The sequence below is a fragment of the Mesorhizobium sp. CA16 genome, from assembly GCF_020165175.1.
Lineage (GTDB): Bacteria > Pseudomonadota > Alphaproteobacteria > Rhizobiales > Rhizobiaceae > Mesorhizobium.
Genome location: NZ_JAIUHP010000012.1, coordinates 182,473 through 199,348, shown reverse-complemented (window position 1 = coordinate 199,348; position 16,876 = coordinate 182,473). Strand labels below are relative to the sequence as shown.

The following is a 16,876-nucleotide window of genomic DNA, read 5'->3' as shown; positions in this document are numbered from 1 at the left end:
CCCCCCCCCCCCCCCCCCCCCCCCCCCCCCCCCACCACTCTATCTCTTTGTTTTGACGCAATTCCTGACGGAAAACCGTGGCACACTTTTCCTGGAATTGCTCTAGGGCATTGCGACCAGCATGACCGTGCAAGGCACCGGTTGGAAAAACGACCTTCTGCTTGCGCTGTGCGCCATGCTGGTGGTGCTGACGATCAACGCCGTTTCCGGTTTTCCGACCCTTGGCGACTATGGCGCCGATAATGACAGCATGCTGCGGCTGGTCGAGGTTCGCGACCTGCTAGGCGGCCAAAGCTGGTTCGATCTCCACCAATACAGGATGGGCACCTCGGGCGGCTTCGTCATGCATTGGTCGCGGCTTGTCGATACGCCGCTCGCGCTGATCATCATGGCCTTCGATGCGCTGGGCGCCAGCACGACCACCGCCGAGCGCGCCGCGCAGATCATCTGGCCGACCCTCCTCTACGGACTGACCATATTCGTGCTCATGCGCGCCTCGCAGCGCTTCGCCGCTGCGAATGTCGCGATGCCGGCAGTCATTCTGTCGACGGCGGCGCTTTTCTACCTGGTGATCTACAGCCCGGGCGTGATCGATCACCACAATGTCCAGCTGCTGCTGACGGCGGCCGGCCTCTGGCTTCTGATGGAAGCGCCCTTCTGGCGGCCCGCTGCCCTTCTGTCGGGCATTTGCGCCGGCCTGACGCTCGCGGTCGGCATGGAGACGGCTCCCTATGTGGCGGTGCTCGGCATCTGCGTCGCTGTCCTGTTCATCCTCGACGACAAGGAGCGCGTCACGGCGCGAGGCTTCGGTCTCGGATTTGCCGGCGTCGCCTCCCTGGTATTCGTGGCGACCATCCGGCCGGCCGACTGGGGCGCGGCCCAATGCGACGCCTTCTCCTCTTTCCAGTTCGCCGTTGCCGCATTGTCCGGCTTCGGGCTCGCGATCGCCAGTACCTTTGCCGCATCGAGCCGCCGGGCGCGGCTGGTTTCGATGCTGGCGCTGATGGCGGCGGTCGCGGTCGTTGTGATCGTGTTCTTCCCGCAATGCCTGGCATGGCCCTATGCGGACATGGACGAACGTATCCGCACCTATTGGCTGGCCGACGTGGTCGAAGCGCAGCCCTTCTGGAGCGTCGCCATCCACCAGCCGAAGCTGATGGCGGCGCGCTATGTGACGCCCTTCATCGCGATCCTGCTGGTCGGCTTTCAGCTCCGAACCCGTCGCCTGCGCCGCGCCGAGATGCTCGCCGCCATCCTGCTCGTCGTCGCCTTCGGCGTCAGCCTCTGGCAGGTGCGCGGCTCGACCTTCTCCGTCGCCTTCGCCGTGCTGCCGCTTTCGGCTTGGATCGCGAGAATCCGCCTGCGGAGGGACGTCGCGCCCTCGTGGCGCCTTTCCACCGGCATCGTCATGGCGTGGCTGGTCTCGCTCAACGCGACCTGGGCCGGGGTCGCGGTGGCGGCGCAGTCCGTGGTTCGGCAGGCGCCACAGCGGGTTAATTCCGACCCCGACCATGCCGTGACCTGCGGCAAGCCGGGCGACTTCCACGATCTTGCCGCGATGCCCGCGACGACGGTGCTTGCCTCGTCCAATCTCGGCTCGGGAATATTGGCGTTCACCGGCCATCGGGCGCTGGCCGGCCCTTACCACCGCAATGTCGGCGGCAATCTCGCCATGCTCGACGCTTTCATGGGAACGCCGGAGGCCGCCCGCGCCGTCATCGAACGCGAGCATGTCGGGCTGGTCGCGATCTGCCGCGGCAACACGGAAGAGATATCGCTGGCTCTGGACGCGCCGAAGGGCCTTGTCGCGGCGTTGCTGCGGGGCGACCTGCCTGAGTGGCTCGAACTGGACCAGTCTACCGCGGGAAAGCCGATCGAGATCTACAAGGTTCGTTGAATATCGGCCCGCGGCCATATCAGCATCGTCGACAGCGCCCTTCGCAATACGCCTGCTCTGCGCTGATGCAATTTCACTGCGTGATTTAGAAAACCGCTATCGAAATCAGTTCCATGGATCGTTGCAATCCAGCCTGTGCTTTGGTTAGCATCTCGTTTAGGCGGCGATATATGTATTCAAGAAATTTGGATTCGGGGTTTTAGCTTGGGGAGAAGACATCCATGTCGGCCATAGAGGGCGCGGCGGCGCCAGCATCAGCCACACAAACGCTGCAGCATGTTGTCTCTCACATGGTGGACGCCGTGAACCGCGCCGCGTTTGTGGAAAAGCCTTTCTGGCATCTGGAAATGACCGATGTTTTCCCGGCGGACCTTTATCGGCGCATGCGCGCCGCCATGCCGGAGGCGCGCGAATATCGTGCGCTCAAGGGACGCAACAATGTGAACATCAAGGCTGACGGCACCCCGACGCGGATCAAGATCGACCTCTACCCCGAATACATCCGCCATCTGCCGCAGGAGAAGCGGGCGATTTGGTCCCTGGTTGGCAAGGCATTGCATGCGCCGCAGCTGAAGGACGCATTCATGCGCCGCCTTGCCCCGGGCTTGGAGCGCCGGTTCGGCTCGGACTTCATGAAGGTCGGCATGTATCCGGTGCCGATGCTGACGCGCGACGTGGCGGGCTACAAGATCGGCTTCCACACCGACACGAAATGGAAAGGGATCACGGTCCAGTTCTACCTGCCGGAGGACGACTCGATCAACCATATCGGCACCCGCTTCGCCGAGCGCATGCCGGACGGGCGTTTCGAGAATTCGCACCGGATGTCGTTTTCGCCGAACACCGGCTACGCCTTTGCGGTCGGCACCGACACCTGGCACGCGGTCGACACTGTCGGACCGGAAGTCCGCACCCGCGACAGCATTCTTCACACCTATTTCGTGGACAACACCGCGACGCTCAAGATCCGCAACCGGAGCAAGCGCGCGGCCAATTTCGTGATGAACGAAGTCCGCCACGTCGGCCGGTAATCTCTCGGCGCCCACCGTCGGCACAGCTGAATCCATGCCAACCAGCCGTCGTCAATCCTGGTGCAGGATGAATTCCAGGTAGAGGTTGCGCTGCAGGATCGAATGGTTGTCGTCGGATATCAGCGACACCATCAGCGCGCCGTCGTCGCGGGTCCAGACGTCCAGCCCTTCCATATTGTCGATCTGGTAGCCCATATCGGCTTCCATCAGCACCGGCCCATCGGCGACCGCGCCCTTCTCGACGCTTTCGCCATAGATGCGCCGCAGCCGCATTTTCACCCCGCGCGCGATCGAAAAACTGCGCTCCAGCAGCAACAGGTCGCCATCCGGCAGGAAGGCGCCGTCGGTTACGTCGAAATCGCCGTCGCGTCTGACGGTGAAGACGCCCTTATGCGGCCCCTCGATGATGGCGGCGTAGACGTTGCCGGCGTCATCGAGGCTCCTCTCCGAGACCACGACCAGGCCGCCCGCGTGCTGCCCATAAGGATTGGCATGGGTGACGGTCTCGAAGCCGCGGTTCTGGCGCAGCTCCCGGGCGGGGATCTGGTAATCGACCTGCCGGATCGGCGCTTTCATATTGTCGGGATCGATCTTGAACTGGGCGACGCGCTGGTCGCGCTCAAAGCCGACGGTGGCGATACCGTCCCTGACCGCGAGCCCCTCAGCGTCGACCTTCCATTTCCGATTGATCGGCCGGCCCGAAGCGTCGACCATCTGCTGCAGGCGGAAGTTCGAAACGCCCGACGGACGTCGGTCGGCGTCATGCGTGATCGTGCCGAAGAACCAGAAGCCGGTGTCGGCGACGCCGATGAAGTCGCTGCCCGGCTTCAGAAAGCGAAAGGCCGACAGCGCGCCGAAATCGCGTGCCTGCGAAGTCATCTCCAGCCCGCCGACGAATTCAAGCGGCCCGAACCGCGTCTCGTCGCGTCCGATATGGAACTGGCTGATCGGCCGCGCCGAAATCTCGACTGTTTCGACGGGAGTTCCCGGAGCGGCAATTGCCGGCGATGCACAGGCCAGCACGCAGGCGAAAAGCGTCCGCCGCGCACGCCGCCCCCAAAGGATCATCCGGCGCGTCGCAATCCGCCGCGCCGCGTGTCGCGTGCGCTCTCCTCGCCGAACAGCGAGGCGAGCTGCTCGGTCATGGCGCCGGCGAGTTCCTCGGCATCGACGATGGTGACGGCGCGGCGATAATAGCGCGTGACGTCATGGCCGATGCCGATCGCCAGAAGCTCGACCGGCGAGCGCGTTTCGATCAGCTCGATGACCGCCCGCAGATGGCGTTCCAGGTAATTGCCCGGATTGACCGACAGCGTGGAATCGTCGACCGGCGCGCCGTCGGAGATCATCATCAGGATCTTGCGCTGCTCCGGCCGGCCGATCAGCCGGTTATGCGCCCACAGCAGCGCCTCGCCGTCGATGTTTTCCTTGAGCAAGCCCTCGCGCATCATCAGCCCGAGATTGCGCCGCGCGCGCCGCCATGGATGATCGGCGGACTTATAGATGATGTGGCGCAGGTCGTTGAGCCGGCCGGGATTAGGCGGCTTGCCATCCTTCAGCCACTTCTCGCGCGCCTGCCCGCCTTTCCACGCTCGCGTGGTGAAGCCGAGGATTTCCACCGAAACGCCGCAGCGCTCCAGCGTGCGCGCCAGGATGTCGGCGCAGGTCGCGGCGACGGTGATCGGTCGCCCGCGCATGGAGCCCGAATTGTCGAGCACCAGCGACACCACCGTGTCGCGGAACTTGGTGTCGCGCTCCTGCTTGAATGACAGCGGCTGCATCGGGTCGATGACCACGCGTACCAGGCGGGCCGGATCGAGATAGCCTTCCTCCAGGTCGAAATCCCAGGAGCGGTTCTGCTGCGCCATCAGCCGGCGCTGCAGCCGGTTGGCGAGCCGCCCGACAACGCCGGAAAGATTGGCAAGCTGCTTGTCGAGGAAGGCGCGCAGCCGGTCGAGCTCCTCTTCCTCGCACAGCTCCTCGGCGCCTACCGTCTCGTCGAAGGCGGTGGTGAATACCTTGTAGTCGATCTCTTTCGGCAGGTTCAGGAACGGATTGTCGTTTCGCTTGGCCTCGCCCGGCGTCTCGGCGTCGGCGTCGTCCTCATCGGACAGGTCATCGGAGGTGGCGTCGGTCGCTTCGGTCTCGGCCGACTCTTCGTCGTCGGCGGAGGCTTCGGCATCTTCCGACTGCGACTGCTCGGAGCCTGAATCCTCCTCGCCGCCTTCCTCGCTCTGTTCCTCGCCCTGCTGCTCGTTCTCTTCGTTTTCCTCCGAGTCGTCGGTTTCCTGATCGTCGCCGAGTTGCTCGGCCATCTCCATGGAAACCAGCATGTCGCGCACGATACGGGCAAAGGCCTGCTGGTCCTCGAGCTTGGCCGACAGGCCGTCCAGGTCGCTGCTCGCCTTTTCCTCGATCCAGGGACGCCAGAGATCGACCAGCCGCTCGCCGCTCTTCGGCACGGAACGTCCGGTGAGCTTCTCGCGCACCATCAGCGCAATCGCTTCCTCGAGCGGCGCGTCCGCCTTGTCCCTGACGTCGACGAGGTTCGCCTTGGCGTATTTGTCCTCAAGCATCGACCCGATATTGTCGGCCACGCCCTGCATAGCGCGGCTGCCGATCGCCTCGACGCGCGCCTGCTCGACGGCGTCGAAGATGGAACGCGCCAGCTTGCCTTCCGGCGCCAGCCTGTTGTGGATGCGCTGATCGTGACAGGCGCGCTTCAGCGCCATGGAATCGCCCAGGCCGCGCGTGATCGCAATGTCGTTGCGGGACGCTTTCTTCGGCAGTTCGGGCAGGCGCGCGCGGTTGCCGGCCAAAGCTGGCCGGTCCTTGGCAAAACCGACCTCGAGGTCCTTGTCGCCGGCGACGGCGCGCATGCACACGGTCACCGCGCGCTTGAAGCTGTCGGCTTCAGACCCGTTCTTCGGCTTGTTGCGCGTGTTGTCGCCTGGACCCGCCATGATCATTCCCTGCGCGATTCATGCTGAAAGGCTGGAGGCCTCTTCAGCCGCGCGCCTACCCCAGCACCACGTTCGCGGCGCTTTCCGGCAGATCCTCGCCGAAGGCGCGCTGGTAGAACTCGGCCACCACCGAACGCTCCAGCTCGTCGCACTTGTTGAGGAAGGTCAGCCGGAACGCCATGCCGATGTCGCCGAATATCTCGGCGTTCTCGGCCCAGGTGATGACGGTGCGCGGGCTCATCACGGTCGACAGGTCGCCGTTGATGAAGGCCGAACGCGTCATGTCGGCGACGCGCACCATCTTGTTGACGATGTCCTTGCCCTTGCTGTCGCGATAGTGCTTGGCCTTGGCCAGCACGATGTTCACTTCATTGTCGTGCGGCAGGTAATTGAGCGTGGTGACGATCGACCAGCGGTCCATCTGCGCCTGGTTGATCTGCTGCGTACCGTGATAGAGGCCCGTGGTGTCGCCGAGGCCGACCGTGTTGGCGGTGGCGAACAGCCGGAATGCAGGGTGCGGGCGGATGACCCGGCTCTGGTCGAGCAGGGTCAGGCGGCCCGACGATTCCAGCACGCGCTGGATGACGAACATCACGTCCGGCCGGCCGGCATCATATTCGTCAAAGCAGAGCGCCACATTGTGCTGATAGGCCCAAGGCAGGATGCCGTCACGGAATTCGGTGACCTGCAGCCCTTCCTTGACGACGATGGCGTCCTTGCCGACGAGGTCGATGCGGCTGACATGGCTGTCGAGGTTGACGCGCACGCAGGGCCAGTTGAGCCGCGCCGCGACCTGCTCGATATGCGTCGACTTGCCGGTGCCGTGATAGCCCGACACCATGACGCGGCGGTTGTAGGCAAAGCCGGCGAGGATCGCCAGTGTCGTCGCCTTGTCGAACAGATAGTCGGGGTCGATGTCCGGCACATGCTCCGTCGCCGCCGAATATGCGGGAACGATCATCTTGGAATCGAAGCCGAATTTCTCCTTCACCGGCACGGTCGTGTCGGGCAGGTTGGCGATGTCGCGATCGACCTTGTTCATCACTATCAACGTCTCCACGGGCGAAACGCCGCGTTTCGCCGGCAATCGATTTTGTCCGGGGGCGGTCTTAGAGCCTTTTCCAACCATATGAAAGTTGGAAAAACGACTTGGTACCGTGGGGCCGCTCAGCACAATCCTGCTTGCTTGAGCACGCGATAGGCCTGCAGCACATCGCGGAACCGGTCTTCCGAACCTCTGTCGCCGCCATTCGCATCCGGATGGTGGCGCTTAACGAGTTCCTTATAGCGCGCCTTGATGTCCTGACCAGTCGCCTTTGTGTCAAGGCCAAGCGTTTCCAGCGCCTTGGCCTCAAGTGGCTTTGCCTTGCGCTCGCGCGGCTCGCGTGCTCCGCCGCTGAACAGATTGAAGGGATCGCGCATGCGGTTGTAGTAGCCGGCCCGCCCCGAACGCTGCTGCGCGAAATCCGGCGCCGAGCGCGTTCCGCCGCCATTGGCGCCCATGCGCCATGTCGGCCTGTGGCCGGTCAGCGCCTCCTTCTGGAAGCGGGCGATCTCTGTGTCCGACACGCCGGAGAAGTAGTTGAAGCCCTTGTTGTATTCGCGCACATGGTCGAAGCAGAAGCGAAAATACTCGCCCTCCTTGAGGCGCCCGACCGGCGCGCGATGCGTGCCGGCTTCGTTGCAGCCGTCCCACTGGCAGATCGGGGCGCGCGACTTCAGCTCCGCGTCCTTCTCCGGCCGAATCCGAATTTTCTCGAAATATTTGGGGTACGCTTTCATCTCACCCATTTATGGGCTGTTCGCATGTGCGAAACAAGAATTGACATTTCGCCGATGATCGCCCTAACCGCTGAATCGCGGCTTAAAAGCGGTCGAAATTCAAGATTTTGCGGCTATGCCGCAGATGTGGGGAAGGGAAACCCGGATGTCCATACAGTCGACAATCGAAAACAAGCTGAAAGCGGCATTTTCGCCCGAACGGCTAGCGGTCATCAATGAGAGCCATCTTCACGCCGGGCATCATCACGTCGAGTCCGGCCACCACGCGACGTTCGACGGCGCCGGCGAGACGCATTTTCGCGTTCGCATCGTTTCGCCGAGCTTTGCCGGCATGGCTCGCATCGAGCGCCACCGTGCCGTCAACGAATTGCTCGCGGACGAACTGAAGGCCGGCGTGCATGCGCTGGCGATCGAGCCGGCGGCGCCCGGCGAGAAGACGCGCTGGTAAGCTCTCAGCCGACGCTCGCCTTGAGGAAGGCCAACACAGCCGCGGTCAAGGCGTCGCCGTCCTGGCCGAAATCGCGATTGATCGACATATGCGTATAGGCGCTGCCATCGAACAGCGTGACCTTGGCGCCGGTGGCGCGCAGGCGTTCCGCGAAAGCCTTCGACGCCTCGCCTCGCCCGGGCGCGCGCGAATAGGCGATGAAGGTCGGCGGATGTTTCCTGCCGTCGACATAGGTCGACGGCGATAGCGCCGCCCATTGTGTCGGGTCGGGAAAGGCACGCGCATAGGCGCCCATCATGCCGCCATTCCTGGAAAGCGCCGCAAGATCATAGGCCCCGGTATCGTCCAGGATCAGCGCGGCGACACCGGGCAAACCGCCGCGCATGCCGGTCAGCGCGATCAGATGGCACCCGGCCGAATGGCCCATGCCGACGATGCGACTGGGATCGCCGCCGTATCGGGCAATGTTGGCGCGCACATAGGCGTAGGCTTTTTCGACGTCGCCGGCCTGGGTGGCGACATCGGCTCCCGGCAGCATGCGGTAATCGATCGAGACGAACACGAAGCCATTGGCGAGCAGGAAGTCCGGCTTTGAGCCGACCTGGCCGCGTTTGCCGAACCGCCAGGCGCCGCCATGGACAAAGAAAACCACCGGCAGGTTGTTTCCGCCGTCCGGCGCGTAGACATCGAGCTTGGCCGGACCGTAATCGAGGGTTTGCGGTGCCTGCCGGCCCAGACGCCTGGCGGCTGACGCACCTGCCGGCAGCAGCGCCCCCAGGGATGCCGCGATGAAGCCGCGTCGATCGATCATCGTCATCTCCGGCCAGGTTGCGGCGCAAGCGCGCCGCGCACCTCGATTGGATCAATAATGACAACTTGTGGGCAGCAAACCAAATCAGGACCTTGAAGCTCCGCCGGCAATCACCACGTATTTCTCGGGCGAGCATTTTCGGCCGCGTCGGGTATCCCCCGGGTCAATGCCAGATTGCATGCGCTATCCTTCATGTGAAGGGAACAAACAGTGCTTTCCGGCAGTTGATGCAGCGATGAGCCGATTGGCAGCCCACCGGCTCCGAGGCAAAGCACCATGCGCGAGAACCAATCAGACGTCTTCGATCTGTTTTCGGAGATTTATTCCAACGCGGCTCAGGAAGAGATCAGCCTGCAGCAATATCTCCTGGCCTGCCGCGAAGACAAATCCATGTATGCGTCGGCGCCCGAACGCATGGTCGAGGCGATCGGTGAGCCGAACCTGGTCGACACCAGCAAGGACGAGCGGCTCGGCCGCATTTTCTCCAACCGCACCATCAAGATCTATCCCTCCTTCTCCGATTTCTACGGAATGGAGGATACGATCGAGCGCATCGCCGGATATTTCCGCTATGCCTCGCAGGGCCTCGAGGAGCGCAAGCAGATCCTCTATCTCCTCGGCCCGGTCGGCGGCGGCAAATCCTCACTGGCCGAACGGCTGAAGAAGTTGATGGAGGAGCGCCCGATCTACACGCTCAAGGTCGGCAATAAGATCAGCCCGGTCTTCGAATCGCCGCTCGGCCTTTTCCATCCCGATCGCATGGGCGATCTGCTGGAGGATAAATACGGCATCGCCCGCCGCCGCCTGAACGGACTGATTTCGCCCTGGGCGGCCAAGCGCCTCGACGAACTGTCGGGCGACATCTCCAAATTCAGCGTGGTCAAGCTGATGCCGTCGCGGCTGCGCCAGATCGCCATCGCCAAGACCGAGCCCGGCGACGAGAACAATCAGGATGTCTCGGCCCTGGTCGGCAAGGTCGACATCAGGCAGTTGGAGCACTTCAGCCAGTCCGACCCGGACGCCTACTCCTACAGCGGCGGCCTCAACCGGACCACGCAAGGGCTGCTCGAATTCGTCGAGATGTTCAAGGCGCCCATCAAGGTCCTGCACCCATTGCTGACGGCAACCCAGGAAGGCAGCTACAACGGCACCGAGAATTTCGGTGCCTTCCCCTATCAGGGCATCGTCGTGGCCCATTCCAACGAATCGGAATGGCAGCAGTTCAAGAACAACAAGAACAACGAAGCCTTCCTCGACCGCATCCTCGTGGTCAAGGTTCCCTATTGCCTTCGTGTTACCGAGGAGAGGCACATTTACGAGAAGCTGCTGCGCGAGAGCGAGCTGGCAAACAGCCCCTGCGCGCCCGAAGTGCTGGACATTCTCAGCCGCTTCACCGTCTCGACCCGCCTTGCCGAGCACGAGAACTCACCGCTCTACACCAAGATGCGCGCCTATGACGGCGAGAACCTCAAGGAGATCGACCCCAAGGCCAAGTCGGTCCAGGAGTATCGCGACGCCGCCGGCGTTGACGAGGGCATGACCGGAGTCAGCACGCGCTTTGCCTTCAAGATCCTGTCGCAGACGTTCAACTACGACACCAAGGAGGTGGCGGCCGATCCCGTGCACCTGATGTACATCCTCGAGGAGGCCATCAAGCGCGAGCAATTCCCGAAAGAAACGGAAGCCGCCTTCCTCGAATTCATCAAGTCGGAACTCGCGACGCGTTATGCCGAGTTCATCGGCCATGAGATCCAGAAGGCCTATCTGGAATCCTACAGCGAGTACGGTCAGAACCTCTTCGACCGCTACATCGCCTATGCCGACGCCTGGATCGAGGATCAGGACTACAAGGACCCCGACACCGGCCAGATCCTCAACCGCGAGGTGCTGGACAAGGAATTGTCGCAGGTCGAAAAACCGGCTGGCATCGCCAACCCGAAGGACTTCCGCAACGAAGTGGTCAAATTCACCCTGCGTGCCCGGGCGCGCAACCATGGCCGCAATCCCTCCTGGACGAGCTATGAAAAACTTCGCGAGGTCATCGAGAAGCGCATGTTCGGCCAGGTCGAGGACCTGCTGCCGGTGATCAGCTTCGGCTCCAAGCAGGACAGCGTCACGGAGAAGCGGCACAACGAATTCGTGCAGCGTATGGTGGAACGCGGCTACACCCAGCGGCAGGTTCGCCGGCTGGTCGACTGGTATATGCGCGTGAACAAGGCGGGTTGAGCAAAGCCGGGACGGTTCCATGCCGATCTTCATCGACCGCCGCCTGAACCCGAAGGACAAGAGCCTGGGCAATCGCCAGCGCTTCCTCCGGCGCGCCCGTGATGAGCTCAAGCGCAGCATCCGCGACCACGTCCGGACAGGTCGTATCGCCGACATTGACCGCGAGCATGCCGTGCCGATGCCTCGCAAGGGCACCAGCGAACCGACCTTCGGCGACGACAAGGAAAGCGGCAGGCGCCAGCACATCCTGCCCGGCAACAGGACATTCAGCCCTGGCGATCTTATCTCCAAACCGGGCGGCGGCGGAGGCTACGGATCGGCTCCAGGGACCACGGAATCCGAAGACGACTTCCGCTTTGTGCTGTCACGCGAGGAAGTGCTCGACCTTTTCTTCGAGGACCTCGAACTGCCGGATCTGGTCAAGCTCAATCTCAAGCAGATACTGAGCTTCAAGCCGAGACGGGCAGGCTTCACGGCAAGCGGAGCGCCGACCAACATCAATGTCGGGCGCACGATGCGCAACAGCCATGGGCGCCGCATCGCGCTCAGACGCCCCAAGCAGGCGGAGTTGGACGCAATCGCCCTGCAGATTGCCGAGCTTGAAGCGAAGCCGGCAAGCACGGCCATGAGCGAACGCATCGCTGCCCTGCGCGAGGAGTTCGACCGGATCGAGCGCAGGCGCAGGCGAATTGCCTATGTCGATCCGGTCGATATCCGATTCAATCGCTTCGATCCCCAGCCGGTGCCGAACGCCAGCGCGGTGATGTTCTGTTTGATGGACGTCTCCGGCTCGATGGGAGAGCGCGAGAAGGATCTGGCCAAACGCTTCTTCGTGCTGCTGCATCTGTTTCTGACACGGCGCTACGAACGCACCGAGGTCGTCTTCATCCGCCACACTCACGAAGCCAAGGAGGTGGACGAGCATACGTTCTTCTATCACACCGAAAGCGGCGGCACGGTCGTCTCCACCGCGCTCGAGGAAATGCACCGCATCATCGAGGAACGTTATCCGGTCGCCGAATGGAACATCTACGCCGCCCAGGCCTCCGACGGCGACAATTTCGCCACCGATTCCGAGCGCTGCATAGAACTGCTCGACCGCAAGCTGATGCGGCTTTGCCAGTATTTCGCCTATGTGGAGATCATCGACGAGCGGGAAAGCCACATTTTCGGCTCGACCGAGAACGGCACATCGCTCTGGCGCGCCTACAACGCCGTCGACGGAAAATGGCCGAATTTCCAGATGAGGCGCATCGCCGCGCCGGCCGACATATACCCGGTCTTCCGCGAGCTCTTCGCCAGGCAACCTGATCTGCGCAAGAGCGCTTGAGGACTGAGGCTCGAAGGGACATAGGCCGATGGTCAGCCAAGCGCGCAAATCCGAATTGCTGTTTTCCGGGTCGGACTGGGATTTCAACAAGCTGTCCCGCGTCTATGACGAGATCGAAGCGATCGGCCTCGAAGAGCTTCGCCTCGACATCTACCCGGTGCAGATGGAGATCATCTCTTCCGAGCAGATGCTCGACGCCTATTCGTCGGTGGGCATGCCGCTGATGTACCGGCATTGGTCATTCGGCAAGCACTTCCTCTACAACGAACTGCTCTACCGTAAGGGCGCACGCGGTCTGGCCTATGAATTGGTCATCAACTCCAATCCCTGCATCGTCTACCTCATGGAAGAAAACACCATGGCCCTGCAGGCTTTGGTGACGGCGCATGCCGCGCTGGGACACAACCATTTCTTCAAGAACAATCACCTTTTCCGGCAATGGACGGACGCCGGCGGCATCCTGAGCTATCTGGATTTTGCCAAGAGCTACATAGCCCGATGCGAGGAACGGCATGGCATGGCGGCAGTGGAGGCAATCCTGGATTCGGCCCACGCGCTGATGGAGCAGGGTGTGTTCCGCTATCATCGGCCGCCGAGACTGTCGTCCGAGCAGCAGCGCGAAGGGCTGCGCGAGCGCCTGGAATACGAGGAGCGTTCGTTCAACGATCTCTGGCGGACACTGCCGCCTTCGCAAGAGAGTGGCGATACCAAAACAGCCGGTGACGACGACGCGGCCGAGCGGAAGAAATCGCTCAATCTACCGGAAGAGAACCTGCTCTATTTCCTCGAGAAGAACAGTCTCGTCCTCGAGCCTTGGCAGCGCGAGATCGTCAGGATCGTGCGCGTCATCGCGCAATATTTTTATCCGCAGCGGCAGACCCAGGTGATGAACGAAGGTTGCGCGACCTTCGTGCATTACACGCTCATGAATATGCTGTTCGACCGTGGCCGCATCAGCGAAGGCGCCATGCTCGAAATCCTGCGCAACCACTCGAACGTGGTCTTCCAGCCGGCCTATGACGACCCCCGCTTTTCCGGCATCAATCCTTATGCGCTGGGTCTCGACATGATGCAGGACATCCAGCGCATCTCGACCGCGCCGACCGCCGAGGACCGCGACTGGTTTCCCGACATTGCCGGCCGCGGCGACTGGCGCGACACCTTGCTCGACGCCTGGGCCAACCATCGCGACGAATCCTTCATCCGGCAGTATCTGAGCCCAAGGCTGATCCGCAAATGGCGGCTCTTCGTGCTGGCCGACGGTGCCGACGAGCCGCACTATGAGGTGGCCTCGATTCACAATGAGCGCGGCTATGGCAAGATAAGGTCGGCGTTGGCGCAAAGCTACGATATCGGCGCCAACCGTCCCGACATCCAGGTGGTTGACGTCGACCTGCTCGGCGACCGGCATCTGCGGCTCCAGCACACGGTCAAGGATGGCGTCATGCTCGAGGGCCAGAGCCGCGACGCGACGCTGCGCCATATCCGCAACCTCTGGGGCTATGATGTCAGCTTGGCGGCAATCGATGCCGGTACCGGCGCGATACTCAGCGAGCGTTGGACCAAGGAACTTTGAGGGCATCGCCGGACATCGGCACGCCTTAGCCCTCGCTGGCGGGACGTATCCTCAATCTGGCGATGCGGTTCTTCTCGCGCTTCATCACCACGAAACGCTTGCCGTGGAAGGTGAAGGCCTGCTTTTCCTCCGGGATCGACTGCGTCTCATGAATGACGAGGCCGGCGATCGTCGTGGCCTCCTCGTCGGGCAGGTCCCAGTCGAGCGCGCGGTTCAAATCGCGGATTGGCACCGTGCCGTCGACGACGACCGAGCCGTCCGCTTCTTTCTTCACGCCCTGCATGTCGATGTCGTGCTCGTCGGCGATCTCGCCGACGATCTCCTCGATGATGTCTTCCAGCGTCACCAGCCCTTCGACCTCGCCATACTCGTCGACGACGATGGCGAAATGCGCCTTGCGCCGCAGGAAAGCGTTGAGCTGTTCCTGCAAGGTGGTGGTGTCCGGCACGAACCACGGCTTGGCCGCGATCTTCATGACGTCGATCCGCGAAAAATCGTTGCCGACCTCATTGAGGGCCCTCAGCAGATCCTTCGCGTGCAGGACGCCGACGATGTTGTCGAGCGAGCCCTTCCACAGCGGCATGCGGGTGTGCGGGCTCTGCAGGATCTCGCGCACCACCGCCTCCGGCGCATTGTCGGCATTGACCGAGCGCATATTGGTGCGGTGGACCATGACATCCGACACTTCGAGCTCGTCGAGATCGAACAGCCCCTCAAGCCGATTGCGCTCCTCGGCAGCCGTGCCCTCGCGCCGGGGTTCGTCGCCGTCTTCATCCTTGCCGTTGCGCTCGGACCGCTGCGGCGGCTCGATCGGCCGCAGCGCATAGCCGCAAGCGGCAAGCAACCGGGCGCGGAAGAAAATCGCCAAAAGCACGATGGCGGCAAGGACGGCGGCGACGATCCAGCCCGCGCCGTTCATCCGGGATGGCTCACCTCGAGCCACCCGGGATGGCTCGATTTGAGGAAGGAGAGCACTTCCGACGACGGCACGTCCTTGGCGATGAAAGCCTGGCCGATGCCGCGCGTCAGGATGAAGGTCAGCGCGCCGCGCGAGACCTTCTTGTCCTGGGTGATGAAGCCGAGCAGCGCCTCGGCGTCCGGCAGCTCGCCCGGAACGTCGGCCATCCGCCAAGGCAGGCCGACGGCGCGCAGATGCGCTTCGACGCGCTCCGCGTCGTCCGGACTCGCCAGGTTGAGACGCGCCGAGAAGCGGTGCGCCAGCGCCATGCCGATGGCGACGCCCTCGCCATGGACGAGCCGGCTCCCGTCATACTGCGTGGCAGCTTCGAGCGCATGACCGAAAGTGTGGCCGAGATTGAGCAAGGCGCGGTCGCCGGTCTCGAACTCGTCGCGGGCAACGACGTCGGCCTTGGCGCGACAGGCCTCGGCGATCGCCTCGACTCGTGCCGGACCGCCGGCAAAGACTTGCCCCCAGTTCTGTTCGAGCCAGGCGAAGAAGGCCGGGCGGTCGATCAGCCCGTATTTGGCAAGCTCGGCATAGCCGGCGCGGAACTCGCGGATCGGAAGCGTGTCGAGCGCCTGGGTGTCGGCAAGCACCAGCCTGGGCTGGTGGAAGACGCCGACGAGGTTCTTGCCGCGCGCGCTGTTGATGCCGGTCTTGCCGCCAACGGAAGAATCGACCTGCGCCAGCAGCGAGGTCGGTATCTGCACGAAATTCATGCCGCGGCGGACAATGCCGGAAGCAAAGCCGGCAAGATCGCCGATGACGCCGCCGCCGAGCGCGATCACCACGTCGCGGCGTTCGAGCCTTGCCGCGAGCACGCCGTCGACCACTTCCTCCAGATGGACGAAGTTCTTTGTCTTTTCGCCCGCAGGCAGCGTGATGACGGCGGACTGGATGCCGCCTTTGTCCAACCCAGCCTTCAGCGTGTCGAGATGTGCGGCGGCGACATTTTCGTCGGTGACGATGGCCGCGCGGGTACCGGGAAGCCGGCGCGCGATCTCCTCGCCGGAGCGCGCCAGCAATCCTGAACCGATCAATATGTCATAGGCGCGGTCGCCGAGTCCGACCTCGACCTTCACCGGTTCGGCATTGCTCACGACTGAATCTCGCCAGTTGTGGCGCTTGTAGCGCCGGTTGCGATCGCGTCGATGCCAAGATGGGCGCAGAGCGCGGCGACGACTTCGCCGGCGATGATCTCCTTGCGGTCGTCGCGCGTCGGCACAGTCAGGTCGGCGATGGCATACACCGGATAGCGCTCGCCCATCAGCTTCTCCAGCACGCCACGCGGGTCGGGATTCTTCAAGAGCGGCCGGTTCTGCTTCTTCGAAACGCGCTCCATCAACAGGTCCAGATCGGCCTTCAGCCAGACCGATATGCCATGCGCGGAAATCGCCTCGCGCGTCTGCGCATTCATAAAGGCGCCGCCGCCGGTCGACAGCACCTGCGGTCCGTTCTCCAGCAGACGCAGGATCACCCGCTGCTCCAGCGCGCGGAATTCCGGCTCGCCATAGCGCTCGAACAACTCCGGCACCGTCATGCGCGAGACGCTTTCGATCTCCTGGTCGCTGTCCATGAAGGGCAACGACAGCATCGCCGCCACCTTGCGGCCGATCGCGGTCTTGCCGGCGCCCATCAGTCCGACGAAGACGATCGACCGGCTTCCGAGCCGTTCGATCAGCGCGGCGCGGCCTTCGTCCGTCGGATTTGGTGGCAGAGCGTTCATCGGGGCCTCTTTGCGCCGTATCGACATCAAAAGCCTGTTTGCGTCAAGCACGGCCGGACAAACGGCCGCGAAGCTTCCCCGGCAAAACCTCCTGTTCACCGGAATGCTTCGTGCTTGAATTGACC

14 protein-coding genes are annotated in these 16,876 nt (G+C 63.0%); 6 read left to right on the top strand and 8 right to left on the bottom strand.

Annotated elements, in window-relative coordinates; genetic code table 11:
- Positions 1-121: 121 nt before the first annotated feature.
- The gene (locus tag LB525_RS18435) at positions 122-1,897 is read left to right on the top strand and encodes a GtrA family protein (protein ID WP_224545657.1); all 1,776 of its coding nucleotides are present in this window, start codon (positions 122-124) and stop codon (positions 1,895-1,897) included.
- 221 nt (positions 1,898-2,118) lie between these two features.
- Positions 2,119-2,928 carry a hypothetical protein gene (locus tag LB525_RS18430; RefSeq protein WP_224545656.1) on the top strand — a complete coding sequence of 270 codons (810 nt, stop codon included), beginning with the start codon at positions 2,119-2,121 and terminating at the stop codon, positions 2,926-2,928.
- Between the two features lie 51 nt (positions 2,929-2,979).
- Here LB525_RS18430 and LB525_RS18425 read toward each other — a convergent pair whose 3' ends face one another.
- The 4 genes from LB525_RS18425 to LB525_RS18410 form a co-directional block, all read right to left on the bottom strand.
- On the bottom strand, positions 2,980-3,996 hold the full coding sequence (locus LB525_RS18425) for an esterase-like activity of phytase family protein (RefSeq protein WP_224545655.1): 1,017 nt from the start codon (positions 3,994-3,996) through the stop codon (positions 2,980-2,982).
- The gene (gene cobT, locus LB525_RS18420; RefSeq protein WP_224545654.1) at positions 3,993-5,891 is read right to left on the bottom strand and encodes a cobaltochelatase subunit CobT; all 1,899 of its coding nucleotides are present in this window, start codon (positions 5,889-5,891) and stop codon (positions 3,993-3,995) included. The genes LB525_RS18425 and cobT overlap by 4 nt, the downstream gene beginning before the upstream one ends.
- 55 nt (positions 5,892-5,946) lie before the next feature.
- Positions 5,947-6,933, bottom strand: coding sequence for a cobaltochelatase subunit CobS (cobS, locus tag LB525_RS18415; RefSeq protein ID WP_095767438.1), 987 nt, complete (start codon positions 6,931-6,933; stop codon positions 5,947-5,949).
- A gap of 125 nt (positions 6,934-7,058) precedes the next feature.
- Entirely contained in the window at positions 7,059-7,682 is a 624-nt protein-coding gene (locus tag LB525_RS18410) for a J domain-containing protein (protein WP_095767437.1), read from the bottom strand.
- Positions 7,683-7,818: 136 nt separating this feature from the next.
- On the opposite strand from LB525_RS18410, the gene LB525_RS18405 reads away from it, so the two are divergent.
- Positions 7,819-8,121, top strand: coding sequence for a BolA family protein (locus tag LB525_RS18405; protein ID WP_095767436.1), 303 nt, complete (start codon positions 7,819-7,821; stop codon positions 8,119-8,121).
- Positions 8,122-8,125: 4 nt separating this feature from the next.
- Here the strand turns inward: LB525_RS18405 and LB525_RS18400 are convergent, their stop codons facing one another.
- A complete protein-coding gene (locus tag LB525_RS18400) occupies positions 8,126-8,932 on the bottom strand; it encodes an alpha/beta hydrolase (protein WP_224545653.1) in 807 nt (268 codons plus the stop codon).
- A gap of 276 nt (positions 8,933-9,208) precedes the next feature.
- Between LB525_RS18400 and LB525_RS18395 the strand changes: the two genes are divergently transcribed.
- Genes LB525_RS18395 through LB525_RS18385 form a run of 3 tightly spaced genes read left to right on the top strand, consistent with a single transcriptional unit; the run spans position 9,209 to position 14,064 of the window.
- Positions 9,209-11,158, top strand: a complete 1,950-nt coding sequence (locus LB525_RS18395) for a PrkA family serine protein kinase (protein WP_140845861.1) — start codon at positions 9,209-9,211, stop codon at positions 11,156-11,158.
- Between the two features lie 19 nt (positions 11,159-11,177).
- A complete protein-coding gene (locus LB525_RS18390) occupies positions 11,178-12,488 on the top strand; it encodes a YeaH/YhbH family protein (RefSeq protein ID WP_095767434.1) in 1,311 nt (436 codons plus the stop codon).
- A gap of 28 nt (positions 12,489-12,516) precedes the next feature.
- Positions 12,517-14,064 (top strand): SpoVR family protein, encoded by a 1,548-nt coding sequence (locus LB525_RS18385; RefSeq protein ID WP_095767433.1) that lies wholly within the window; start codon positions 12,517-12,519, stop codon positions 14,062-14,064.
- A 25-nt stretch (positions 14,065-14,089) separates the two neighbouring features.
- Here the strand turns inward: LB525_RS18385 and LB525_RS18380 are convergent, their stop codons facing one another.
- From LB525_RS18380 to LB525_RS18370, 3 genes are read right to left on the bottom strand one after another with little or no spacing between them, the layout of a single operon-like run.
- On the bottom strand, positions 14,090-14,983 hold the full coding sequence (locus tag LB525_RS18380) for an HlyC/CorC family transporter (RefSeq protein WP_224545652.1): 894 nt from the start codon (positions 14,981-14,983) through the stop codon (positions 14,090-14,092).
- Complete coding sequence (gene aroB / locus LB525_RS18375; RefSeq protein ID WP_224545651.1) at positions 14,980-16,125, bottom strand: 3-dehydroquinate synthase; 1,146 nt, start codon at positions 16,123-16,125, stop codon at positions 14,980-14,982. The genes LB525_RS18380 and aroB overlap by 4 nt, the downstream gene beginning before the upstream one ends.
- Positions 16,122-16,751: a shikimate kinase gene (locus LB525_RS18370; RefSeq protein ID WP_224545650.1), complete on the bottom strand. Its 630-nt coding sequence runs from the start codon at positions 16,749-16,751 to the stop codon at positions 16,122-16,124. Before LB525_RS18370 ends, aroB begins: the two co-directional genes overlap by 4 nt.
- Between the last annotated feature and the right edge of the window lie 125 nt (positions 16,752-16,876).